At 57.1% G+C, this 21,236-nt stretch carries 21 protein-coding genes, 4 tRNA genes and 1 pseudogene; 10 read left to right on the top strand and 16 right to left on the bottom strand.

Going from position 1 to position 21,236, the window contains the following annotated elements:
- Positions 1-375, top strand: a pseudogene (locus tag ACIQVE_RS26405) (ribonucleoside-diphosphate reductase subunit alpha); the annotation flags it as partial.
- 924 nt (positions 376-1,299) lie between these two features.
- On the opposite strand, the gene flgE reads toward ACIQVE_RS26405, so the two are convergent.
- From flgE to ACIQVE_RS26375, 6 genes are all read right to left on the bottom strand, one after another.
- The gene (flgE, locus tag ACIQVE_RS26400; protein ID WP_402814179.1) at positions 1,300-2,640 is read right to left on the bottom strand and encodes a flagellar hook protein FlgE; all 1,341 of its coding nucleotides are present in this window, start codon (positions 2,638-2,640) and stop codon (positions 1,300-1,302) included.
- Positions 2,641-2,670: 30 nt separating this feature from the next.
- Positions 2,671-3,399 (bottom strand): flagellar hook assembly protein FlgD, encoded by a 729-nt coding sequence (gene flgD, locus ACIQVE_RS26395; protein WP_402814176.1) that lies wholly within the window; start codon positions 3,397-3,399, stop codon positions 2,671-2,673.
- Between the two features lie 15 nt (positions 3,400-3,414).
- Positions 3,415-3,858 carry a flagellar basal body rod protein FlgC gene (gene flgC / locus ACIQVE_RS26390; protein WP_042560519.1) on the bottom strand — a complete coding sequence of 148 codons (444 nt, stop codon included), beginning with the start codon at positions 3,856-3,858 and terminating at the stop codon, positions 3,415-3,417.
- Between the two features lie 3 nt (positions 3,859-3,861).
- Entirely contained in the window at positions 3,862-4,272 is a 411-nt protein-coding gene (gene flgB, locus ACIQVE_RS26385; RefSeq protein ID WP_150616072.1) for a flagellar basal body rod protein FlgB, read from the bottom strand.
- A gap of 404 nt (positions 4,273-4,676) precedes the next feature.
- Positions 4,677-5,504, bottom strand: coding sequence for a protein-glutamate O-methyltransferase CheR (gene cheR / locus ACIQVE_RS26380; RefSeq protein ID WP_402814171.1), 828 nt, complete (start codon positions 5,502-5,504; stop codon positions 4,677-4,679).
- A 46-nt stretch (positions 5,505-5,550) separates the two neighbouring features.
- The gene (locus ACIQVE_RS26375) at positions 5,551-6,483 is read right to left on the bottom strand and encodes a chemotaxis protein CheV (RefSeq protein ID WP_402814168.1); all 933 of its coding nucleotides are present in this window, start codon (positions 6,481-6,483) and stop codon (positions 5,551-5,553) included.
- 81 nt (positions 6,484-6,564) lie between these two features.
- Between ACIQVE_RS26375 and flgA the strand changes: the two genes are divergently transcribed.
- From flgA to ACIQVE_RS26355, 4 genes are all read left to right on the top strand, one after another.
- Positions 6,565-7,326, top strand: a complete 762-nt coding sequence (gene flgA, locus ACIQVE_RS26370) for a flagellar basal body P-ring formation chaperone FlgA (protein ID WP_402814165.1) — start codon at positions 6,565-6,567, stop codon at positions 7,324-7,326.
- A 149-nt stretch (positions 7,327-7,475) separates the two neighbouring features.
- A complete protein-coding gene (flgM, locus tag ACIQVE_RS26365) occupies positions 7,476-7,802 on the top strand; it encodes a flagellar biosynthesis anti-sigma factor FlgM (RefSeq protein ID WP_402814162.1) in 327 nt (108 codons plus the stop codon).
- Positions 7,803-7,850: 48 nt separating this feature from the next.
- Positions 7,851-8,318, top strand: coding sequence for a flagella synthesis protein FlgN (locus ACIQVE_RS26360; RefSeq protein ID WP_402814159.1), 468 nt, complete (start codon positions 7,851-7,853; stop codon positions 8,316-8,318).
- A 92-nt stretch (positions 8,319-8,410) separates the two neighbouring features.
- Entirely contained in the window at positions 8,411-9,157 is a 747-nt protein-coding gene (locus ACIQVE_RS26355; RefSeq protein WP_402814156.1) for a flagellar brake protein, read from the top strand.
- A gap of 266 nt (positions 9,158-9,423) precedes the next feature.
- Here ACIQVE_RS26355 and ACIQVE_RS26350 read toward each other — a convergent pair whose 3' ends face one another.
- The 4 genes from ACIQVE_RS26350 to ACIQVE_RS26335 all read right to left on the bottom strand — a co-directional run bounded on the left by ACIQVE_RS26350 (position 9,424) and on the right by ACIQVE_RS26335 (position 14,611).
- Positions 9,424-10,806, bottom strand: coding sequence for an MFS transporter (locus ACIQVE_RS26350; protein ID WP_402814154.1), 1,383 nt, complete (start codon positions 10,804-10,806; stop codon positions 9,424-9,426).
- Positions 10,807-10,875: 69 nt separating this feature from the next.
- Positions 10,876-12,117 (bottom strand): glutamine synthetase family protein, encoded by a 1,242-nt coding sequence (locus ACIQVE_RS26345; protein ID WP_402814181.1) that lies wholly within the window; start codon positions 12,115-12,117, stop codon positions 10,876-10,878.
- 200 nt (positions 12,118-12,317) lie between these two features.
- A complete protein-coding gene (locus ACIQVE_RS26340) occupies positions 12,318-13,010 on the bottom strand; it encodes a sensor histidine kinase (protein WP_402814151.1) in 693 nt (230 codons plus the stop codon).
- Positions 13,007-14,611, bottom strand: coding sequence for a response regulator (locus tag ACIQVE_RS26335; RefSeq protein WP_402814148.1), 1,605 nt, complete (start codon positions 14,609-14,611; stop codon positions 13,007-13,009). Before ACIQVE_RS26335 ends, ACIQVE_RS26340 begins: the two co-directional genes overlap by 4 nt.
- A gap of 209 nt (positions 14,612-14,820) precedes the next feature.
- Here ACIQVE_RS26335 and ACIQVE_RS26330 point away from each other — a divergent pair, with 209 nt between their 5' ends.
- The gene (locus ACIQVE_RS26330; protein WP_402814145.1) at positions 14,821-16,188 is read left to right on the top strand and encodes a lysozyme inhibitor LprI family protein; all 1,368 of its coding nucleotides are present in this window, start codon (positions 14,821-14,823) and stop codon (positions 16,186-16,188) included.
- A 133-nt stretch (positions 16,189-16,321) separates the two neighbouring features.
- On the opposite strand, the gene ACIQVE_RS26325 is transcribed toward ACIQVE_RS26330, so the two are convergent.
- A tRNA-Arg gene (locus tag ACIQVE_RS26325) sits at positions 16,322-16,398 on the bottom strand.
- 295 nt (positions 16,399-16,693) lie between these two features.
- Between ACIQVE_RS26325 and ACIQVE_RS26320 the strand changes: the two genes are divergently transcribed.
- Both ACIQVE_RS26320 and ACIQVE_RS26315 read left to right on the top strand, forming a co-directional pair.
- Entirely contained in the window at positions 16,694-16,933 is a 240-nt protein-coding gene (locus tag ACIQVE_RS26320; protein ID WP_402814143.1) for a hypothetical protein, read from the top strand.
- A 20-nt stretch (positions 16,934-16,953) separates the two neighbouring features.
- Positions 16,954-17,133: a PA3371 family protein gene (locus tag ACIQVE_RS26315; RefSeq protein ID WP_402814141.1), complete on the top strand. Its 180-nt coding sequence runs from the start codon at positions 16,954-16,956 to the stop codon at positions 17,131-17,133.
- Here ACIQVE_RS26315 and phnN read toward each other — a convergent pair.
- Positions 17,108-17,677, bottom strand: coding sequence for a phosphonate metabolism protein/1,5-bisphosphokinase (PRPP-forming) PhnN (gene phnN / locus ACIQVE_RS26310; protein ID WP_402814139.1), 570 nt, complete (start codon positions 17,675-17,677; stop codon positions 17,108-17,110). The two genes, ACIQVE_RS26315 and phnN, sit on opposite strands and share 26 nt — an antisense overlap.
- Positions 17,678-18,065: 388 nt before the next feature.
- Between phnN and ACIQVE_RS26305 the strand changes: the two genes are divergently transcribed.
- The gene (locus ACIQVE_RS26305; protein WP_003178899.1) at positions 18,066-18,392 is read left to right on the top strand and encodes an Arc family DNA-binding protein; all 327 of its coding nucleotides are present in this window, start codon (positions 18,066-18,068) and stop codon (positions 18,390-18,392) included.
- Positions 18,393-18,518: 126 nt separating this feature from the next.
- On the opposite strand, the gene mgtE is transcribed toward ACIQVE_RS26305, so the two are convergent.
- Positions 18,519-19,961 (bottom strand): magnesium transporter, encoded by a 1,443-nt coding sequence (gene mgtE / locus ACIQVE_RS26300; RefSeq protein ID WP_402814135.1) that lies wholly within the window; start codon positions 19,959-19,961, stop codon positions 18,519-18,521.
- A gap of 321 nt (positions 19,962-20,282) precedes the next feature.
- On the opposite strand from mgtE, the gene ACIQVE_RS26295 reads away from it, so the two are divergent.
- Positions 20,283-20,801, top strand: coding sequence for a cell envelope protein SmpA (locus ACIQVE_RS26295; protein ID WP_402814133.1), 519 nt, complete (start codon positions 20,283-20,285; stop codon positions 20,799-20,801).
- A gap of 19 nt (positions 20,802-20,820) precedes the next feature.
- Here ACIQVE_RS26295 and ACIQVE_RS26290 read toward each other — a convergent pair.
- The 3 genes from ACIQVE_RS26290 to ACIQVE_RS26280 all read right to left on the bottom strand — a co-directional run bounded on the left by ACIQVE_RS26290 (position 20,821) and on the right by ACIQVE_RS26280 (position 21,194).
- Positions 20,821-20,897, bottom strand: a tRNA-Arg gene (locus ACIQVE_RS26290).
- A gap of 72 nt (positions 20,898-20,969) precedes the next feature.
- Positions 20,970-21,046 (bottom strand) — tRNA-Arg (locus tag ACIQVE_RS26285).
- A 71-nt stretch (positions 21,047-21,117) separates the two neighbouring features.
- Positions 21,118-21,194, bottom strand: a tRNA-Arg gene (locus ACIQVE_RS26280).
- Positions 21,195-21,236 lie beyond the last annotated feature (42 nt).

Below are 21,236 nucleotides of genomic sequence, written 5' to 3'. Positions count from 1 at the left end.
AACCCGCAAGAACTCAAAGAGCTCAACGCGACCGCGTTCGAAGTGGACACCAAGTGGATCGTTGACGCGGCCAGCCGTCGTCAGAAGTGGATCGACCAGGCCCAATCGCTGAACCTGTACATCGCCGGCGCATCGGGCAAGAAGCTGGACGTCACCTACCGCATGGCTTGGTACCGTGGTCTGAAAACCACTTACTACCTCCGTGCCCTGGCCGCGACCAGCACCGAGAAGTCGACCATCAACACCGGCAAGCTGAACGCTGTTTCCAGCGGCGGCAACCACGGTGAAGATTCGGTCCTGGCTGCTCCAGCCGGTCCCGCTCCAGTGCCGAAGGCTTGCGCGATTGACGAGCCGGATTGCGAAGCTTGCCAATAAGCTGAGCTGATCAGGCGTTGCGAAACGCCTGATACTTCCAGGCAAAAGAAAACCCCCGACAGACTTCTGGTTTGTCGGGGGTTTTCTTTTTTGGGGTTGAGGGCATATCCGATGCTGCGGTGATGGCTGCTTAGGGTTCCGCCTTTACGGCGGGTCACCTTTTTCAAACGCCGAAAAGGTAACCCAAAAGGCTTTGCCCCGGCGTACGGCACTTCGCTGAGGCTCAGTGTTCCCTCGCTACGGTGTCCATCCGGGGGCATCGCCTCCGGTTGGCTGCGCTGCACCTCCTCTCGATGTATGCGACTTCGCCGCACGGCCTGCCGAAGGGGCAAAAGATCAAAAGCCAGAGCCAGAGCAAAAGCCAGATCAAAAGCCCCTCACCCTAGCCCTCTCCCAGAGGGAGAGGGGACTGACCGAGGTGTTTGGGAGAGATACGCCGACCTGAAAAACCGTGTCGAACTCAGCTTCTGAAAACCCCACAAATCGGCCCCCTCTCCCTCGGGAGAGGGCTAGGGTGAGGGCCAAACTCACACAAAACTAGAGCCGACCGCAGCGCTCTTCACCACTCAACACAATGAGCGTTAGCTCGAGTGCAGCTCTTGATCGCAAAGGCCCGTCGGCAGGCTTCGTTCCGGGATTCATCCGGGGAGGACATCGAGAGGAGGTGCAGCGAAGCAAACCGCAGGCGACTGCCCCGGATGGATCCCGGAGCGAAGGAACCCCGAGCCCCAGCGAGCGGGCCGAACGTCAGGGCAAAGCCTTTTGGGTTACTTTTTCGGCGTCTGAAAAAAGTGACCCGCCGTAAGGGCGGAACCCTAAGCAGCCATAACCGCAGCAACGAATACACACCCAAAAACCAGCAAAAATCACCCACAAAAAAGCCCCTCAAAAGGAGGGGCTCCCTGTACAGCCAAAAGCCCAGAATCAAGCCATCTGAATAATGGTCTGCATAATCGTGCTCTGCGTCGAAATAGTCTTGGCGTTCGCCTGATAGTTCGATTGACCCTTGATCAAATCAACCAGCTCATTGGTCAAGTTAACGTTCGACTCTTCCAGCGAGTTGGAAGCAATCGAACCCAGAGTACCGGTTTCGGGCGCGTCATAACCTGGAATACCCGAAGCAAAAGTTTCTTTCCAGCTAGTACCACCGACGGCCTGCAAACCCTGCTCGTTGGTGAAACTGGCCAATGCAACCTGGCCGATAGCCTTGCTTTGGTTGTTGCTGAAGTTGGCAAACAGCGTACCGGTACCGTCGATGGTCAGATTCGTGATTTGGCCAGTGGCGTAACCATCCTGAGTCGGGATCGTACGCGAGTTGTCAGCGTTGTATTGGGTAGTCTTGGCCATGGAAATGGTCACACCCGCCGGGTTGGCAGCAGCGCCGTTAGGGACAAAGTTACCGCCAATCACATTGCCCGGCACCCAGCCTGTCATCTTCAGGTCGCTGCTGATGAGCGGGTTCGGCGCAGGAGGCGGCAAGGTGCTAGGCGTGCTTACCTGAAGCAACTTGCCGGAAGAGTCGAACGTAAGCGTCGAAGCAACCGGGTCAACCTTGGTCGGATCGCTGCCTGCCGCATCCGGGTTACGACCGTCCACCAACGTGTACACCTTCCAGGTGTTTTCGCCCGTCTTCACCACATACTGATCCATGTCGTGCTTGTTGCCTTGCGTATCATAGATCGGGGTGCTGAACGACTTGGTGTAAGTCTCGACCTTGGTCGGATCGAACTTGACCGCGTTGGCGCCAGTATCAACGATCACGGGGGCCGAAGAGTTCAAGTTGATGCTCGACCCCACCGCCGAAGTCGACTTCGGTGCCAGGTTCGAGGTGTCGATTTTCAGGTCGGTCAACACACCGTTGATGATCTTGCCGTTGGCATCCACACCGTAACCTTGCAGACGCGAGGTGTAATCGGTGTTGGTGATGTAGCCGGCGTTGTCGACCTTGAACGTACCGGCACGGGTGTAGGACACCGAACCGTTGTTGCTCATTGTGAAGAAACCTGAACCGTTGATGCCCATGTCCAACACGTTGCCGGTGTTGTTGATGTCACCCTGGGTGAATTGCTGCGAAACGTTAGCCAGGCGCACACCGTTACCGATGACCTTGCTGCCGCTGCCCAGTTTGGTCGCCGAATAGACGTCTTCAAACTCTGCACGGGAAGATTTGAAACCGGCAGTCGCGACGTTGGCGATGTTGTTGCCGGTCACGTCCAGTTGTTTATTGGCTGCATAGAGACCGCTAAGGCCGATATTGAAAGACATATTCCACTCCTTTGTGCCGGTTAGTCGGCTCTATATACCAATGGTTTGTACTTTGGACAGGGCGACGCTGCCCTTGCCGGCCAGGTTGAGCATCAGCTCGCCGCCGGTCTGGCTGATCGTCACGCTGTTGACCGTGGCTGGCAGGTAAGTCGCCAGGTCCGTCGCGGTGCCGTTGATCGGTGCGTTGGCCTTGAAGGTGTAAGTACCGACGGGCACCACGGTGCCGCTGCTATCCTTGCCATCCCACGTGAAACTGGCGGCGCCAGCGGCGCGGCTGCCCAGGTCGATGGTGCGAACCGTTTTGCCGTCCTTGTCGGTGATCGTCACGGTGCCGCCCGCGATGGACGATGGCACGGTTACCGAACCGGTCAGGCCTTTGGTCGGGTCGTCGAGCTGTGCGGTGTTGGTCTGCACAATCACGTTGCGACCCACAAGAGACGACGCCTGCAACGCTTGCGAAGAGTTGTAGTTGCCGGCAAGACCGGACACGGTGGAGTTCAGCGTGGTGATGCCTTCAAGGCTGCTGAACTGCGCCAACTGGGCAACGAACGCGCTGTTGTCCTGCGGGTCGAGCGGGTTCTGGTTTTTCAGCTGGGTGACCAGCAATTGCAGGAACGCATCCTTGCCCAGGGCCTGGCCGCCGGTCGCGCTGTTGGTAGCCGAAGCGATGCCACCCGAAGTTGTGCTGCTCGTCTTCTTCGTGGAATTCGCCAGGATGTCGTTCATGCTGAGGCTTTTGGTGGTATCGGTAACGCTCATGGCAGTCGCCCCTTATTACTGACCGAGGGTCAGTACTTTCTGCATCATGGTTTTGGCGGTGTTCATCATTTCGGCGTTGGTCTGGAAGGACCGGCTCGCGGAAATCATGTCAGCCATTTCTTCCACCACGTTGACGTTCGGGTAGTAGACGTAGCCCTTGCCATCGGCAGCCGGATGGTTCGGCTCGTAGCGCGCTTCGAGATTGCTCTGGTCTTCGACCACACCGAGCACCTGCACGCCCTGCCCCGCAGCGTCCTGGTTCTGGAACAGCGAGTTGCTGCCGCCGCTCTGGCCGCCCTGAAACATGGTGGCGAATACCGGGTGACGGGCGCGATAGGTCTGGTCGATGCTCGACGAGACGGTTTCGGCGTTAGCGATGTTCGATGCCACGGTGTTCAGACGCGTGGTTTGTGCGCTCATGCCGCTGCCGGCAATGTTGAAAACGCTAGACAGGGACATGGATTACTCTCCGCGCAGGGCTGAAACCAGCCCTTTGAATTTACTGTTGAGCAGGGTGAAGCTGGCTTGGAAGCCCACGGCGTTTTCCGCGTAGTTGGACTGCTCAATCTGGGCGTCAACCGTGTTCTGGTCGATCGACGGTTGCATCGGCGTGCGATACAGCAGCGATTCGTCACCATTGCCCAACCCTTCAGCTTCGATGTGACGGCTGTTGGTCATGTTCAGGGCGAAGTGGCCGCCGCTCTTGGTTTTCTCGGTCTGTGCTTCCAGCACTTTGGAGAAGTCCAGATCCCGAGCCTTGTAGTTCGGGGTATCGGCGTTGGTGATGTTATTGGCCAGCACTTCGGCACGCTGGGCGCGGAAGCCCAGAGCCTTTTCGTGAATGCCGAGCGCTTTATCGAAGCTGATGCTCATGTCGGGAACCTTCAGGTGACCGGTTTTTCGTAACTGAGCTTTAGCAAGCCGCGTGCCAATGCAAGAAACACCCGAAAACCGGGGCTTTGCGGGCTATCGGCAAAGCGGCAATGCCAGAAAAGCGGCAACCGGTTTCCGCTGGATGCCGCTTTTCTGCCGCTTCACGCAGCCTGGAGAAGACCACCTGCCCCTGTGGCGAGGGGATTTATCCCCGTTCGGCTGCGAAGCAGTCGTCAGCGCGGCTTAACTTTGAAATGCCGGGGCCGCTTCGCAGCCCAACGGGGATAAATCCCCTCGCCACAGAGTTCACTCCCATAGGGGAATGGGTAGGTAGGGAGAAATGCATCGGGCACAAAAAAACGGGAGCCCCTGAGGACTCCCGTTTTTTGTGACGCCGATGTCAGTTACTTCGCCTGGTAGATAATCCCCGGGCTGCACTGAACCATCTGGTAATGATCCGGCAAACCGTTCAGCGCTTCGGAAGCGCCAAGGAACAGATAACCGCCCGGCTTCAACGTGCTGTGGATGCGCAACAGGATGTCTTTCTTCACTTCAGCAGAGAAGTAGATCAACACGTTGCGGCAAAACACGATGTCGAACTTGCCCAGCGCTGCATAGCTGTCGAGCAAGTTGAACGAGCGGAATTCCACTCGACTCTTGATCGGCGCCTTGATTGCCCAGCGGCCCGGCCCTTTCGGATCGAAGTAACGTTGCAAGCGATCAGGCGACAAGCCGCGACCGATTGCCAGGCTGTCGTACTCGCCGGTCTTGCAGTTGTTCAGCATGAGACCGGACAGATCCGTGGCAACGATTTGCACGCCCATCTTCAACTGGCCAAGGTTGCTGCGCTCGAACTCGTCGATCGACATCGACAGCGAATACGGTTCCTGACCCGACGAGCACGCCGCCGACCAGATCCGCAGACGCTGGTTGGGAGCAGCCTTGATGGCTTCGGGCAGCACCTTGTTCTTCAAGACTTCAAACGGATAGGTATCACGAAACCACAGGGTTTCGTTGGTCGTCATGGCATCGACCACCTGCTCGCGCAAACCGCTGCGCGGCTGGGTCTGGATGCGCTGAACCAGCTCACCCAGAGACTTGATGCCTTGCACTTCCATCAGTTTGTTGAGACGGCTCGAGACCAGGTACTGCTTGTTTTCACCGAGCAAAATGCCACAGGCTTTTTCCAGGAAGACCCGGAACTGTTCGAAATCCAAATTACCCGTAGACAATGATGCCGCCTCTTAAATCGTGTTGACCGCCAGGAGCAAAAGGCTCCTAGCTGATATCTGCTGCTTTGATCCGGTCGACTACCCGGGATGCCAGGTCATCAGGCCGGAATTTGGCCAGAAAGTCATCGGCACCGACTTTCTTGACCATCGCCTGATTGAACACTCCCGACAACGAAGTATGCAGGATGATATGAAGCTTTTGCATGCGTGGGTCGTTGCGGATTTCCGCCGTCAAGGTGTACCCGTCCATCTCCGGCATCTCGATGTCGGAGATCATCATCAGGAACTCTTCTTCCGGCTTCTTGCCCTCGTCGACCAGCTTGCGCAGGTAATCCAGCGCTTGCTTGCCGTCGTTCAACGCCACGACTTCAACGCCGACCGTCTGCAGACACCGCGAGACCTGCTTGCGTGCCACCGACGAGTCATCGACCGTCAGCACCCGCAGCGACAACGCCTTGGCCTGGGTCTCGACATCGACCACGCCGACCGAAATCGCTTCCGGCGTCGGTGCGACTTCCGCCAGCACTTTCTCGACGTCGATGATTTCGACTAACTGATTGTCCACCCGAGTCACAGCGGTCAGGTAATGATCGCGACCCGTGCCCTTGGGAGGCGGATGAATCTCTTCCCAGTTCATGTTGACGATGCGCTCCACCGAGCGGACCAGGAAACCCTGGGTCTTGGTGTTGTACTCCGTGATAATCACGAACGGGTTGTTCTTGTCTTTTAACGCACCGGAGCCGGTCGCCATTGCCAGATCAAGGATCGGAATGGTCGCCCCCCGAATACTTGCCACCCCGCACACGACAGGACTGGACTTGGGCATCAACGTCAGCGACGGGCATTGCAGCACTTCCCGAACCTTGAACACGTTGATCCCGTAGAGCTGCTGCCCGTCAAGACGGAACAACAACAGCTCCAGGCGATTCTGCCCTACCAGTTGCGTGCGCTGGTTCACCGAATCCATTACACCAGCCATGCCAGACTCCTACACCAACGCCAAGTGTTGTTGCGACGCACATTCATTGCTAAACGGCACGGCGCTTGCTTTTTAACTCGTATGAACGCTCAAACGACATTTTTCCGACGCCTGACATCTTCCCTCCGCAGAGGGCTTTGCGCGGTGTCCGCCATTTGCTGCTGTTTCGCTGGCAGCCCTGCCGTTGCTGATGCGGTTACCATGCCTGACATGCTTATCGGCGTCACCCAGGGCTTTCTTGAGTTCACCGTAGAAGACTATCTGGCAACCAGTCAAACGGAAGGGCGCTACGAAATCGAAGTGAACCAGCTCGACCCCCGCATGCGCATGCCTATGTGCGACAAGGAATTGACAGCATCACTTGAGAGTCCGGCACGTCCTTTGGGCCGGGTAACGGTCAAACTTCGCTGTGAGGGCGCCTCCCCCTGGACCGTGTTCGTACCCGCTCAAGTCCGCCTGTTTCGCGAGATTGTGACCACTACCCGACCACTCAAACGCGCCGGAATTATCGAGCCTCAGGACGTGACCTTGCGCGAACGCGATGTCAGCACAATCAATCAAGGTTTTTTGACGTCGGTAGACGACGCGATCGGACAGAAATTAACCCGACCAACGGTAGCCGATCAGGTCATTACCCTGGTGCATCTGGAACAGGCAGAAGTCGTGCGCAAAGGCGATCAAGTCGTCATCACCGCCCGCAGCGGTACGATGGCCGTGCGCATGCCCGGCGAAGCCTTGGCCAATGGCGGCTTGAGAGAACAGATCCGGGTGAAAAACCTCAACTCGCAACGGGTCATCAAGGCGCAAGTCACCGCGCCGGGCCAAGTGGAAGTGGCGATGTAAACGGTGATGGAAAACTGGCGCTGACCCGAGCTGTTCCCTAAACTGTGCCGCAGCAGGACTGCGCGCAAGCTCATTGATAAATGAGTCTAAAGTTTTCCAGGGAATAGCCGAAAACATGGCAAGCGTCCAAATTCCCAGAGGTTTTTATCATGGTCATCGATTTCAGCCGTTTGAACAGCTCCTCGTCACTTACGGGCAGTACGCGTACCAGCAACGCCAAGGAAAACGCCGAAACCGGCACCTCCGCGCCGCTGAATACCCCGGCCGAATCGGCCGGTACCGCAAAAAGCGGGGAGTCGGTACACCTCAGCAATGAGGCTCAACAGTTGCAGAAGGTCACTGACAAGCTGCGCGATCAGCCTGCTGTCGACAAAGCCCGCGTGGCCGAGTTGAAAGCCGCGATTGCCGATGGCAGCTATAAAGTCGACAGCAACCGTGTAGCCAGCAAACTGCTCAACTTCGAAGCCCAGCGCTAGGCCTTCGCCTGCGCCAGGCTTTTGGACGCTTAAAACCCAAGGCCAGCCATGCACGACACTAATTTACTGCAACTGATCAACGACGACTTTGCTCCAGCTCAACAATTGCTGGAGTTACTGCAAACCGAAGCCCTCGCTTTGCATGGTCGCGACATGCCCTTGCTGGAAGAAATTCTGGCGCGCAAACAGGCATTGATCATTCTGCTTGAACAGCATGGCCGCAAGCGCAGCGAAATCCTCGCCAGCCTGAACCTGCCGACTGACCGCACGGGCCTCGAGCAACTGGCCAGCCAGTCGAGCATTGGCGAGCAGTTGATGACGCAGGGCGATGCCCTCACCGACCTCATCAGCCAGTGCCAGGCAGCCAACGTCAAGAATGGCCAGTCGATCCAGATCCAGCAGGCCGCGACGTCCAATCAGCTGAAAATCCTCACCGGGGGCGAACCGCCAGCGCTTTATGACGCCAGCGGCACTTTCGCCAGACCCGTCAAGCCGCGCACCTTCAGCCAGGCGTGAGCCATTCGATGTGCCTGCACTATCAACACGCGAAACATGCTGGCAAAATGCCGGCAAGTCATCGTCAAATTTTGCCTGGAGATTGAGAGAACGTGCCAAACGCCCTAAGCGCGGATGATGCTCCGCAGCCACCAAAGGTGCTCACCACGCCACTGGAAATCTCCAGCAACCTGCGTCAACTGCAAGACAGTCACGACCCGCTGATCATCACGTTCCATGAACGCAGCCAGCGCTTCCAGAGCTACCTGATCAAAGTCGACCGCGACAGCGCCTCGATCGCCCTGGACGAAATGATCCCGCGTGATGGCGAACGCTTTCTGCTGGCCGGTGAACCGTTCAGGGTTGAAGGCTTTCATGACGGTGTGCGCATTGCCTGGGAATGCACCGGCACGCTGAACATCGAAGAAACCGACGGCGACCGTTTTTACACCGGCGAGATGCCGACCGAAGTGGTCTACCACCAGCGCCGCAACGCGTTTCGCGCAGCACTGAAACTCACCGATCTGGTCAGCGTTGAACTGGGCGGCGAAAAGCTCAAGGCGCCGATCCACGGCAAGCTGCTGGATATTTCCGCCACCGGTTGCAAACTGCGTTTTGAAGGCGACATCACTGACCGGCTGCAACTGGGCCAGGTCTACGACCGCATGATCGCCCCGCCACTGTTCGGCAATCAGCCGACCTCCGTCGAACTGCGTTATCTGCACTTCGAAGAAAAACTCAACATCACCTTCGCCGGTCTGCGCTTCCACAACATAAGCGGCCCGGCCGCGCGCAACGTCGAGCGTTTTGTCTATCAGTTGCAGCGTGAAGCACGACGTTTCGATAAAGACGATATGTGATTCGAACGCGCAAATAAAAAGGGCAGTCACCTCGCGGTGATTGCCCTTTTTTATGTCTGCCAAAGGATTGAAGCGGTAGGAAATCCCTGTGGCGAGGGGATTTATCCCCGATGGGGCGCGAAGCCCCCCCAGAACCATTCAATGCGGTGTATCAGTGAGATCAGGTCAGCCGGACTAGGGCCGCTGCGCAGCCCATCGGGGATAAATCCCCTCGCCACAAAAGCCCCCCGCAACTCCCAAACCCTCAGTTGATTGCTCTGCCTTATTCAAGGCCTGGCACCGCTGATATCCGGTGTTGGTCTTTCGCCGTCGTCATCGGGGCTTGCTTCTGGCTCAGATGGAGATTCAGGCTCTGTTTCAGGCTCAGGCTCTGGATCCGGGCTGACCGGATTCTGCATCTGCTCCTGCACCACCTGCTCATCAACTCGCGGATCAAGCGCTGCGACCAGCGGCGAACTCGACATGCTGTCCGGCATCGCCACGTGATGCAGCGGTGCGTCGTCGACCTGATGCAGATTGGTCACCGCTTTCGGGCGGATTCGCCACACCAGCACCACCGCAAAGAAGCTGAAGAACGCGTACAGGCTCTGGCTGCCGAGAAATTTCATCAGCACCCCCGCCAGCAGCGGCCCGATACTCGCACCCACCCCGTAAGTGACCAGCAGCATCGCCGTCAGCGACACGCGCCGATCGCCCTCGACATGGTCGTTGGAAAACGCCACTGCCAACGGATAAAGGCAGAACTGCACCAGCGAACAGAAGAAGCCGACCACAAACAGCACCTCCAGCGGCACCTTCGGCAAGATCGCCAATGGCAACGCCGCCACCGCGAGAAAACCGGCGAAGCAACGGATCAGCAACGCGCGATCATAACGATCGGACAGCCAGCCCAACGGCCACTGCACCAGCAGTCCGGCAAAGATGCAGCTACCCATGAACAGACCGACCTGCTCGGTCGACAGCCCCTGCTGCGACGCATACAACGGCGCCAGACCGTAGAACGCGCCGATGATCAATCCCGCACCGAGTACCGTGCTCAACGACTGCGGCACGCGCTTGATGAAGAAGCGCGGTTCCATCGGCGCCGGATGCAGTGGCGCCGGGTGAATCCGTCGGGTCAGCGTCACCGGCACCAGACACAGGGCAAAGCACAGCGCGACCAGCATCAACAGTTCCAGACCCAGCCCAGGGTGCATGACCAGAATCAGCTGACCGAGCACCAGCCCCAGGTACGAAGCAATCATGTAGCCGCTGAACACCAACCCACGTTGATTGGCATCAGCCTGCTCGTTGAGCCAGCTCTCGATCACCATGTATTGGCACATCATGCCCAGACCGACGATGGTCCGCAGCACCAGCCACGCTGGCAACCAATCGACCATGCCGTGGCCAAGCACCGCGGCACCGACGATCCCGGCACACGCTGAATACGCACGGATATGGCCGACCCGGGCGATCAACCGGTGGCCGATCTTGCCGCCCAGCACCAGGCCGAAATAGTTGGCCGCCATCAGCGCACCAACCCACAGTCCATCGACATTCTCGGCGGCCAGGCGCAATGCCAGATAAGTAGACAAAAGGCCCGAGCCGATCAACATCATCAGCGAGGCAAAATACAGCGCTCGAAAGGATTTCCAGATTTGGCGCATCGGCGTTCCGAGCGGCTCCTTGCAGTAAAGATCGGGCTACCAGAACGATAGCCCGGTGACGACGGTACGTCAGGCCTGGGCTGCTAGAACACGCCGTTCCCAGGGAGTTATTTCATCAAAGAAGCTGGTCAATTCCATGGTCTTCGAAGCGATGTAGCCTTCGATGAACTCCTGTCCAAACAGTTCCCTCGCCAAGTGACTACGCTTCAGACGCTCGAGCGCGGCATGCAAGGTACATGGCAGCGAAAGATTGTCCGGCACCGCGAACTCGCCTTGGATCGCTTCGCTCGGTTCAAGCTCATGATCGATGCCATGCAAACCGGCGGCCAGACTGGCGGCGATCGCCAGATAGGGGTTGGCGTCGGCGCCTGGCAAACGATTTTCCACCCGACGAGCGACCGGCGCACTGGCCGGAATCCGCAACCCGGCCGCACGGTTATCGTGTGACCAGCAAGCATTGTTCGGCGACGCGTACGGATGGCACAGGCGCTGGTACGAGTTCACATTCGGTGCAAACAGTGCAGTGAAATCGGCCATGCCCGCCTGTTGCCCGCCGATGAAGTGACGGAACATCGCGCTCGGCTCACCGTGCTCGTCGCTGAAGACGTTTTTGCCCGTGGCGATGTCGACGATGCTCTGATGAATGTGCATCGAACTGCCCGGCGTGTGCGCCAGCGGTTTGGCCATGCACACCACGGTCAAGCCGTGCTTGAGCGCGACTTCTTTAAGCAGATGCTTGAACAGGAATGTCTGGTCGGCCAGCAACAGCGGATCGCCATGCAGCAGGTTGATCTCGAACTGGCTGACGCCCATTTCATGCATGAAGGTGTCGCGCGGCAAGCCGAGGGCCGCCATGCATTTATACACTTCGCTGAAGAACGGCCGCAGACCATTATTGGAGCTGACGCTGAACGCCGACAAACCATCCTCGCGTCGACCATCGAGGCCGACTGGCGGGCGAAACGGTTGGGTCGGATCGGTGTTCGGCGCGAAAACGAAGAACTCCAGTTCGGTCGCCACCACCGGTGCCAAGCCGCGCGCCGCGTAACGCGCGATGACGGCCTTGAGTTGGCCACGGGTCGACAGATTGGAGCTTTCGCCGGTCAGCTCATCGGCATCGCAAATCGCCAAGGCACGCGGTTCATCGCTCCACGGCAAACGGTGTATCTGGCTTGGCTCGGCAATCAGCGCCAGGTCGCCGTCATCGCTGCCGTAAAACCGCGCCGGCGGATAACCGCCCATGATGCATTGCAGCAGCACACCCCGCGCCAACTGCAAACGCCGCCCTTCGAGGAAACCCTCGGCGGTCATCACCTTGCCCCGTGGCACGCCGTTCAAATCCGGCGTGACACATTCAATCTCATCAATGCCCGTCAGTCGCTGTGCGAGTGAACGCTGGCCATCGGTTGTCATGACGCAATCCTTGTTGTTGTGCGAGCCGCGAACGGCGACCCGTACAAAATAGGCTTCGGCTGTTCGCAATATCAAGCAGCGTCAAACAAAATCCCGCGTCACGGTAGATAGAGACTGAACACTCCGCCGCCCAGCGGTCCGCCATTGCGGATTTCAGTGCGCCCTTCGACACCATTACGCTGATGCAGCGCCGCAATTCGATTGGCGAAATACAGGCCTAGCCCGGTGCTGCCGCTGCTGTGATTGATGCCCTGCACATAGTCGGCCTGACGCTCGAGCATCGCGGCAGGATACCCGTCGCCGTCATCGTTGATGCTTATCACCAATTGCCCGGCCTCGTCGCTGACGGTGATCAGCAACGACTCGCGGGCGTAACGGATGGCGTTATTGATGCAGTTGCCCAACACCGAAGCGACCAATTCACGGTCGAAGAAACCCAGCGGGCTCAGCGGATCAACTTCATAAGTCGCGATGATCCCGCGACTGGCGAACACCTCTTGATGCGCCGCCAGTTGCGCCTCGATGAAATCATCAAGTTCGTGATACGCCGGCTGCAACGGCATCTGGTTGACGCCGAGCTTATACAGCCCGAGCAGTTGCACCAGCATGCCGTTGAGGTGGGCGAACTCGAAGTCGATCACGCCCTGCTCCGTGCCTTCGCGCTGTGCCTGCGGCAAACGCGCCAGCCATTGGCTGTGGGCCTGCATGAGCATGGCCAGCGAGTTCTTCATGTCGTGGACGGTGGAGGCAATCACCGTGGAAAAATCCAGAGCCTGCTCGTCTTGGTTCATTCGCCAAACGCCTTGCTTTTCAGCTTCTGATAACGCGCATGACGCGCGTCGGTGTCGGGCATCAGGCCGACCATTTTCAGGCAGGCTCGACATTCTTCCAGCTCCGCCGACGGCACACTGGTGTCGGTGCCGTGCAGCAACGACTGGGCCATGTTCAGCGCAATACTGATGTTCTTCGGTTGCATCTTCAGCGCCTTGCGGAACACCTCGCGGGCCTCCACCAGATTGCCGGTCTTGTACACGCGCACACCCTGACGGTTGAGGTCGGCGGCGGCGTTGCTGGAACTGAGGATAGTCGGGTCATCGGTGAGCTTGGCGATGTCTTTCATCACCGCCGGATCGTCGCCGTAGATTTCCGCACAGCTCTTGAGCATCGAGTTACCCGCCTCGGCCTGACCGAGCATCTGCAACTGCTTGGCGACCAGCAACGCCGCCTCGGGACTCATGAACTGCTCCATGCCATCGAGGCGCATCATCGCTTGCTCGGTAAGCTTGTCAGCGGTTTCGGCATCGTTGAGCAGCAGGCTGGTGGCCTTCATCAAACGCGCACGAATCTGCAGGCCCGGATCGCTCGGGTTCTCTTTGGCCACGGCGCTGAGCGTGGTGTTGATCTCAAGCCGTGTGCGGGTGTCGAGACCGCGCTCGCTGCCTTTGCTGATCAACGCGTGGGCCAGGCCGAGGTTGCTTTCCGCATCCTTGAATCGCGACTGCGCGCCCTGCGCCACGGCCTGACGATAAGCCCGCGAGGCGGTGTCGAAATCTTCGTTGGCCATCGCCAGTTTGCCCAGCAACGCCTGTCGACGCACCGCCAGCGGCGACAACCGGATCGCTTCTTCCAGCACCCGCTGCGCGCCTTTGGTATCGCCCTCGGCAACCAGCACATCGGCCATGCCGTCATACAGCGACGGCATCATCGGGAACACTTTCAGGGCTTTCTCGTACACGCCTTTGGCTTGTGCAACCTGGCCGCGCTTGAACAACAGCTTGCCCAACCCGGCGAATGCCCAAGGCAACGGCCGATCAGCAATGATGCTGTCGTACAAACGCTCCAGCGCTTCGTTCTGATTCAGGTCGCGCAGCGCATCGGCGCGATAACGCAGGCACAGCGGCGAATAACGAATGTCCTGCTTGCACAGGGCGATGCAGGCATTGAGCACCTCGACCGGTTTGCCACGGTCAAGGGCTTGCAGAATCGGTTTGAGCAACGTCTTGCGCTGCTCCAGACGCTCAAGGCGCTGAGCCAGGCCCGAGCGGTTGAACGGTTTGGTCAGGTAGGCATCCGGCTCATGCTCCAGGGCACTGAGCACCATCGCCTGACTGGTCTCGGCGGTGACCATGACGAACACCGCTTCATGGCTGATGAGCTTTTCCACCATCAGGTCTTCGAGGACTTGCTGGCCGTTCTTCTTGCCGTCGCCAAGATGGAAATCCTGCAGGATGAAGTCGTAGGACTTCTGCGCACACATCTTCAGCGCCTGCTCGCCAGTGTCGGCGGTATCCACGTCCTTGACGCCCAGCTCACGCAACATCGAGCGCACGGAACTGCGGAAATCCGAGAAATCATCGACGATCAGAAAACGCTTTTGGTGATACGACAGCATCGAGGATTTCCAGGCAATTGAAGTGAGGGCAATTTCGGGCGCGCAGATGATAGCTGGCGGCAAAATGCTATCAAGCGATTTCACGCGACTTTGAAGTCACCGTTTGGGTTATCGGCCAGAAGTCGCGTTCCCTGAAGCTGGCGCTTCAAGATTCCTCGCACTGCGATTACTCTGCGCGCCGGCACAACTCTCACTACAAGGCTTACTTCGTGTACATCAAAGGACGCTACATCGTGTCCGCCTGTGCGCTGCTGTTTCTCCAGCAGGCAACGGCGGGCGCAATGGAATGCAGCAAAGCGGCGAATGCCGTTGAAAACACTATCTGCGCGAATAAAGGTTTGTATGAACTGGATGCGCAGATGGGCACGGTTTATCGGGGTTTGATGAAGGCATCTGTCGAGGCACAACCCGAGCTCAAACGTACTCAGCGGCTTTGGTTGAAAGCGCGCAACGATTGCGCTGAAGATGTTACGTGTCTGGAACATAGTTATCGTGATCGCCTGAAATTGCTGCAGACCCAGCAGATGGATGCTGTCGCCCACAACCCGACGGGGATCGATAAACAAGTTATGGAAGATCTTCAGCGAAGTTTTCTGGGGGCAAGCAAAGGCGCCAATCGAGAAGTCGCGGTGGAACGAGTGCTTGCATCACTGCAAACCGATTTTGAAGAAACCTCTTTTCCAGGCGATTTGGACAAAGACAACCCAAGCGAGCAAACGCACTTTCCCAAAACCATCCCCAAGGACGTCACTCCGGACGAATGGAAAGCGTTGACCGCCTCAGCCATCGAAGGTCAGGACGAAACAGGTCAAACCTCTTATTCGCTGGTGGATCTGGATGGCGACGGGCAACGAGACCTTATCGTCCAGACCTATGCTGGCGGCACCGGTATGTTCACCTATGTGGAAACCTGGCGTAGAGACGGCGACCGTTTTATCAAAAGGTCCACTGAGCCCGAAAGCTCGCTGTTTTACACCAATGATCGCGGCGCCAATCAATCCGTGCACTGGATCAAGGCTCGCGGCAATATTTACGTGGCCTACCGAAACGGTGCCTATGGCGTCGATCACGTCTATTTGCTCAATCCGCTGAAGATCAACCGAGAGGTACCTACCGTCACGGTTCGATATAGCTACTCCCTGAATGTGCCCTCTACACAACACAAAGACGGCGGCACCAGCACTTACGAACTGGAACCTGATCTGCGCCTCACGCTCAAACGGGCCATTACCAAAGCGAACGAAACGCAACCTTCTAACGGCGCTTCTCAGCGCACTCCTATTTGCCCAATTCCCGCCACAGGCGCAGGCGAGAACGATTACTACAGCTACGGCCCGGTGCAATACACGTTGGAGGATGTTTTCGACTTACCGGTGATTATCGGTAACGAGTGCTACATCGGAAAACTGGTCGACTGGTTTGGAAGCTACGACGAAAAGAACGGTCTGTTTGCACAACTGGCATTGCGCAAGCCGGACGTTGATGGAGATGGGCGCAGTTACGAAGTCAACGGACGACGACATGTCACCGAAGTGAGCACCTCGATTGGCAAAGCCGACGGTGGAGCGGCGAATTAAACTTAGTCTTGCGCGCATGAAAAAGCCCCTTCCAGATCGTTCTGAAAGAGGCTCTATTTACTCCTTCTGCTGCCGCTGTTGTCGCAGAGCAACGCAGCCGTCAGAAGAATGGCCAGTAAAGGCCAGAATAATATGGTGTCCCAGGGCAGGTTCGAACTGCCAGCCTTCCCCTTAGGAGGGGGATGCTCTATCCAATTGAGCTACTGAGACACTGAGTTGTCGCGGGCAGACGCTGCGCGACGGACGGCGTGCATGTTAACGGCAGAGCCCTGATTTGTCATGTCGTCCGTAGGGCTTTTTAAGTGTAGGCAAGCGCCTTGCAATGCTGCGGGAAGCTTTACCGTGCATTTTGCACTGCTGCAAAAAGCCAGCATTGCAGATTGCAACCTGCAACATCCGAAAAACACTCTCAAATCCTTGTTTTTAAAGGACTTAACAGCGGTTAGACTGTTGGCACGACGGCTGCTTTGTCTGTTCCATAGAAGAACAACCGGAGCACCGTCCCATGAACAGCACTCTCTTGCTTGCAAACGCAATTGCATTAGCGGTTTTGGTGGGTTTTCACTTTAGCCCCGAGCGTGCTGCGCCGGAGTCGGTGGTTCAACGCATGCCGCATTACTTGCAGGTGCAAAGAGCGCCGCAGTTGGCGGTGTCAAGCGATCAGCGCGGTTTTGCCCCACAGGCGGTCAGCAGCGAGCCTGAGCAGGCCTTGTCAACTCAGGCTACCGAACGTCTGGTTTTTTGAAATATTTTCAGGAGTACAGCATGTCCAGATCAGCCGCAGGTTTTCTGATCCTCGCCTTAGTCAGTGGCGTTTTGCATTTTTCGCTGTTCGAGGAAACCGAAATCAGCCTGCCCCTGATTGGCGGTGGCGTATTTGCGGTGTTGTTCGTGCTGGCGCTGGTGGCCGGGCGCAAGTTCAAATTTGATCCGGTTCTGCGCTGAGTCGAATCAAGCCCAGCAGATGGCTGACCGCGTCAGCGAGGTCCCCCGAGTTGTCTATCAAGTAAACAACGTCGTCAGTTGATCTCCTGTCCTTGAACAGGGCATTGCGCGCCAGCCTCTCCTCAATTTGCTCAGACGTCTCACGACCACGTCTGAGCAGGCGTTCACGCAACACCTCATCCTTGACTGTCAGCAAGACCGGCACCAGCATCGGGTAGCACTTGAGGGCTTGCCGCAGGTTGGCGCGAGAACCGTTTACCAGCACATGCCGCCCATCCTTCAGCCATTGATCCAATTGCACGGGTATCCCATAGGCAAGGCCATTAGCCTGCCACGTCAAGGAAAAATCTCCTGCGCGCTGGCGTCTTTCGAACTCTTGCGGCGTCACGCCGATCGCGTCCTCGCCTACCGATTCGGCCGATCGCGTAATCACTCGGCGTATCACTTCGCAGCCAAGCGCGCGCAAGGGCTCACGGGCAGCCTCAATCAGGCTGTCCTTGCCTGCACCGGACGGTCCCATCAGATAAATAAGCCTGCCATCCATCTTGAAAACGCCCTCTGGCATGCTTCTGCGCTAGTAAATCGGCAAAATGCCACTATCCTGTACACATAAGGAACAAGGATCGAAAGCCACATAGCATGCACGTTCTGACGTCTTTGGACATCAACTGGTGTGCATCAGGAAGCGGGCAGTGATGCGAGTCAGGACAAAGTTTTCAAACCAGTCCGCATTTCTGATGATTGGTGCTGGCATTACGCCTTTATCCGGATCAATATTTGTCACAGAATTGACGCCAATGATCTGGCAATTTTGAGGCATGATGCGGGCCTCTTAACAATTCAGGTTGAACCATTTGGCGCAGAAGCGTGTCCTACCACACATCCTGCGGCCAATCCCGAAAACCGCTCCCCTGAACTAACCGGTTAAATATATGCGCCCATTGAAACAGGCAATTTATTCCAGCCGTACGGCTGACAAGTTTGTCGTACGTCTGCCAGACGGAATGCGTGAACGCATTGCCGAGGTGGCTCGCAATCATCATCGCAGCATGAACTCTGAAATCATTGCGCGCCTTGAGCAGAGTCTTATTCAGGAAGGTGCATTGGGCGAAGAGCTGAGCATGCGCCTGGACAGCCCTGAGCTGTCGTTGCACGAACGCGAACTGCTGCAACGCTTCCGCCAACTGTCTCATCGTCAACAGAACGCACTGGTGTCCTTGATCGCCCACGACGCCGAAATGGCCGCAGACGCGTCCTGAGTCCATATCGAACATCTCAAGCCAGCATAATTGCTGGCTTTTTTTTCGTCTGGAATTTGGCTTGGAGAAATTTTTAACAGATGTAAAAAAGCCCGCCAACTTGGCGGGCTGTCTGTTTGCAGCAGATCAGAGCAGGAAGATTGTCGCCAACCCCAGGAAGATGAAGAAACCACCGCTGTCCGTCACTGCGGTGATCATCACGCTGGCACCCATTGCCGGATCGCGACCCATCTTCGCAAGGGTCATGGGGATAAACACCCCCATCAGTGCAGCGAGCAACAGATTGAGCGTCATCGCCGCCGTCATCACCACACCCAGCGACCAACTGCCATAGAGCAGGTAAGCGACTACGCCAATCACCCCACCCCAGACCAGACCGTTGATCAGCCCGACTGCCAACTCTTTGCGCATCAAACGTGAAGTGTTGCCGGTGCTGACCTGATCCAGCGCCATGGCACGCACAATCATGGTGATCGTCTGATTACCGGAGTTGCCGCCGATACCCGCCACAATCGGCATCAATGCCGCGAGCGCCACCAGTTTCTCGATCGAGCCTTCGAACAAGCCAATCACCCGAGAGGCGATGAACGCGGTGATCAAGTTGATCGCCAGCCACGCCCAACGGTTGCGTAGTGATTTCCACACCGAGGCGAAGATATCTTCCTCTTCACGCAGACCGGCCATGTTGAGAACTTCGCTTTCGCTCTCTTCACGAATCAGGTCGACCATTTCGTCGATGGTCAAACGGCCGATCAGCTTGCCGTTCTTGTCCACCACAGGGGCGGAGATCAAGTCGTAACGCTCGAACGCCTGAGCGGCGTCGTAGGCGTCTTCGTCCGGGTGGAAACTCACCGGATCGCTGGCCATCACGTCGGCAACCTGTTTCTCCGGATCATTGACCAGCAAACGCTTGATCGGCAGCACACCCTTGAGCACGCCGTCGTAATCGACCACGAACAGCTTGTCGGTGTGACCAGGAAGCTCTTTGAGGCGGCGCAGGTAACGCAATACCACTTCGAGGCTGACATCCTCACGGATGGTCACCATCTCGAAGTCCATCAGCGCACCGACCTGCTCCTCGTCATAGGACAGGGCCGAACGCACACGCTCGCGCTGCTGGTTATCCAGGCTCTCCATCAGCCCATGAACGACGTCTCGCGGTAGCTCTGAAGCCAGGTCAGCAAGTTCGTCGGCGTCCATGTCCTTGGCGGCAGCCAGGAGCTCGTGATCATCCATGTCGGCGATCAGCGTTTCACGGACGGAATCGGATACTTCGAGAAGAATGTCGCCGTCGCGATCAGCCTTGACCAATTGCCAGAGCGTCAGACGATCGTCCAGCGGCAAGGCTTCAAGAATGTAGGCGACGTCGGCGGAGTGCAAATCATCGAGCTTGCGTTGCAGCTCGACCAGATTTTGCCGGTGAACCAGGTTTTCCACCCGGTCTTGATGCGCGCCTTCCTGGCGATGAGTCAGGTCTTCGACGACCCGTTGGCGCTGCAATAACTCGACGACCTGAGCCAGGCGGTCCTGCAGGCTTTCTTGTGTTTTCTTTACTTCGATTTCAGACATAGGCGAACTCCACTCCCAGCAGCGGGGCACGCCGGAAGGATCAATCAGTCAATTCATGATTGGTAAAACGGGATACTGAGTAACTACTGGGTAAGTCCATGGAGGTTTTCCATAAGCCCCGGCGGGGCTGACGGGCGCAATGATACACCGCCTGACGGTTTAAAACGTTAATAAATCGTGGCTGAAACAAGCGCTTGCGAGATAAACCTGAGCGCCATCCTGATCCGTGCACATGCGACGACTCATCCTGAAAAGAAAACACAACAGCAGGGAAAATTGTAGCGACTACCCTTGAACGAAGATCGTCATGGAGGACGCCGAATGCCATCGAAAACATACCGCCTTGTACTCACCAGCCTGCTCTGCCTGCCGCCTGCCGGGGCTGCAACCAGCCTCCATCGTTGCGAGGCCCCTGACGGGAGCATCACATTCACGTCGATGAGTTGCGCGAACAATGAAAGACTTTCAGTGCAGGAAGTCCACCCCTACTCCCCCGGATCGGTCGTCGCAATCATGCCGGAACACAACCACGAAGAAATATCCGGTATGAAAACCACTGGCCGCGAACCGAACATTGTTGGCCGCAAAGAAGACAAATGCGGAAACCTGATCGACGCCAGGCAGCGCCGTGAAGCAATCATCAATCGCCGCGTGATTGCCGGCATGAGTCAGCAAGATGTGGAAAGCGCGCTCGGCAAACCGGACAAGGTGAATATTCGGACATCGACGACGAGTTATCGATACGACCTCAAACGAGGCCGAAGTGCTCAAGTCGATTTTGATGAGAGAGGATGCGTGAAGGCGAAAGCCAAATCCCGGACAGCAAAAAGCCCGCGTTAAACGCGGGCTTTTCGGTATATGGTGCACTCGACAGGATTCGAACCTGTGACCGCTCGGTTCGTAGCCGAGTACTCTATCCAGCTGAGCTACGAGTGCATTTTGTGTTTTTAGACCAGACCACAACTGGCTGAAGCCGAGTTACTTACATTGCTGTAACCAACTCTTAATTGGTGCACTCGACAGGATTCGAACCTGTGACCGCTCGGTTCGTAGCCGAGTACTCTATCCAGCTGAGCTACGAGTGCAATTGTGTTTGTTAGACCAGATCACACCTGGTTGAAGCAGGTCACTTACATTGCTGTAACTGACCTTTAAATGGTGCACTCGACAGGATTCGAACCTGTGACCGCTCGGTTCGTAGCCGAGTACTCTATCCAGCTGAGCTACGAGTGCATTTGTTGCGCCGCATTATAGCCCGTCTAATCTCTATTCCAA

Origin of the sequence: Pseudomonas sp. NPDC098747, from assembly GCF_044760045.1 — a bacterium.
In the GTDB taxonomy this organism is placed as follows: domain Bacteria; phylum Pseudomonadota; class Gammaproteobacteria; order Pseudomonadales; family Pseudomonadaceae; genus Aquipseudomonas.
Note: the sequence above shows the minus strand (reverse complement) of the source record. Positions and strands in the feature narration are given on the sequence as shown.

Excerpts from the sequence above, each read along its gene's own strand:
- flgE (WP_402814179.1), bottom strand. The coding sequence starts at position 2,640 with ATGTCTTTCAATATCGGCCTTAGCGGTCTCTATGCAGCCAATAAACAA.
- flgD (WP_402814176.1), bottom strand. The coding sequence starts at position 3,399 with ATGAGCGTTACCGATACCACCAAAAGCCTCAGCATGAACGACATCCTG.
- flgC (WP_042560519.1), bottom strand. The coding sequence starts at position 3,858 with ATGTCCCTGTCTAGCGTTTTCAACATTGCCGGCAGCGGCATGAGCGCA.
- flgB (WP_150616072.1), bottom strand. The coding sequence starts at position 4,272 with ATGAGCATCAGCTTCGATAAAGCGCTCGGCATTCACGAAAAGGCTCTG.
- ACIQVE_RS26375 (WP_402814168.1), bottom strand. The coding sequence starts at position 6,483 with ATGGCTGGTGTAATGGATTCGGTGAACCAGCGCACGCAACTGGTAGGG.
- flgA (WP_402814165.1), top strand. The coding sequence starts at position 6,565 with ATGAACGCTCAAACGACATTTTTCCGACGCCTGACATCTTCCCTCCGC.
- flgM (WP_402814162.1), top strand. The coding sequence starts at position 7,476 with ATGGTCATCGATTTCAGCCGTTTGAACAGCTCCTCGTCACTTACGGGC.
- ACIQVE_RS26360 (WP_402814159.1), top strand. The coding sequence starts at position 7,851 with ATGCACGACACTAATTTACTGCAACTGATCAACGACGACTTTGCTCCA.
- ACIQVE_RS26350 (WP_402814154.1), bottom strand. The coding sequence starts at position 10,806 with ATGCGCCAAATCTGGAAATCCTTTCGAGCGCTGTATTTTGCCTCGCTG.
- ACIQVE_RS26345 (WP_402814181.1), bottom strand. The coding sequence starts at position 12,117 with ATGACCGCCGAGGGTTTCCTCGAAGGGCGGCGTTTGCAGTTGGCGCGG.
- ACIQVE_RS26340 (WP_402814151.1), bottom strand. The coding sequence starts at position 13,010 with ATGAACCAAGACGAGCAGGCTCTGGATTTTTCCACGGTGATTGCCTCC.
- ACIQVE_RS26335 (WP_402814148.1), bottom strand. The coding sequence starts at position 14,611 with ATGCTGTCGTATCACCAAAAGCGTTTTCTGATCGTCGATGATTTCTCG.
- ACIQVE_RS26320 (WP_402814143.1), top strand. The coding sequence starts at position 16,694 with ATGAACAGCACTCTCTTGCTTGCAAACGCAATTGCATTAGCGGTTTTG.
- ACIQVE_RS26315 (WP_402814141.1), top strand. The coding sequence starts at position 16,954 with ATGTCCAGATCAGCCGCAGGTTTTCTGATCCTCGCCTTAGTCAGTGGC.
- phnN (WP_402814139.1), bottom strand. The coding sequence starts at position 17,677 with ATGGATGGCAGGCTTATTTATCTGATGGGACCGTCCGGTGCAGGCAAG.
- ACIQVE_RS26305 (WP_003178899.1), top strand. The coding sequence starts at position 18,066 with ATGCGCCCATTGAAACAGGCAATTTATTCCAGCCGTACGGCTGACAAG.
- mgtE (WP_402814135.1), bottom strand. The coding sequence starts at position 19,961 with ATGTCTGAAATCGAAGTAAAGAAAACACAAGAAAGCCTGCAGGACCGC.
- ACIQVE_RS26295 (WP_402814133.1), top strand. The coding sequence starts at position 20,283 with ATGCCATCGAAAACATACCGCCTTGTACTCACCAGCCTGCTCTGCCTG.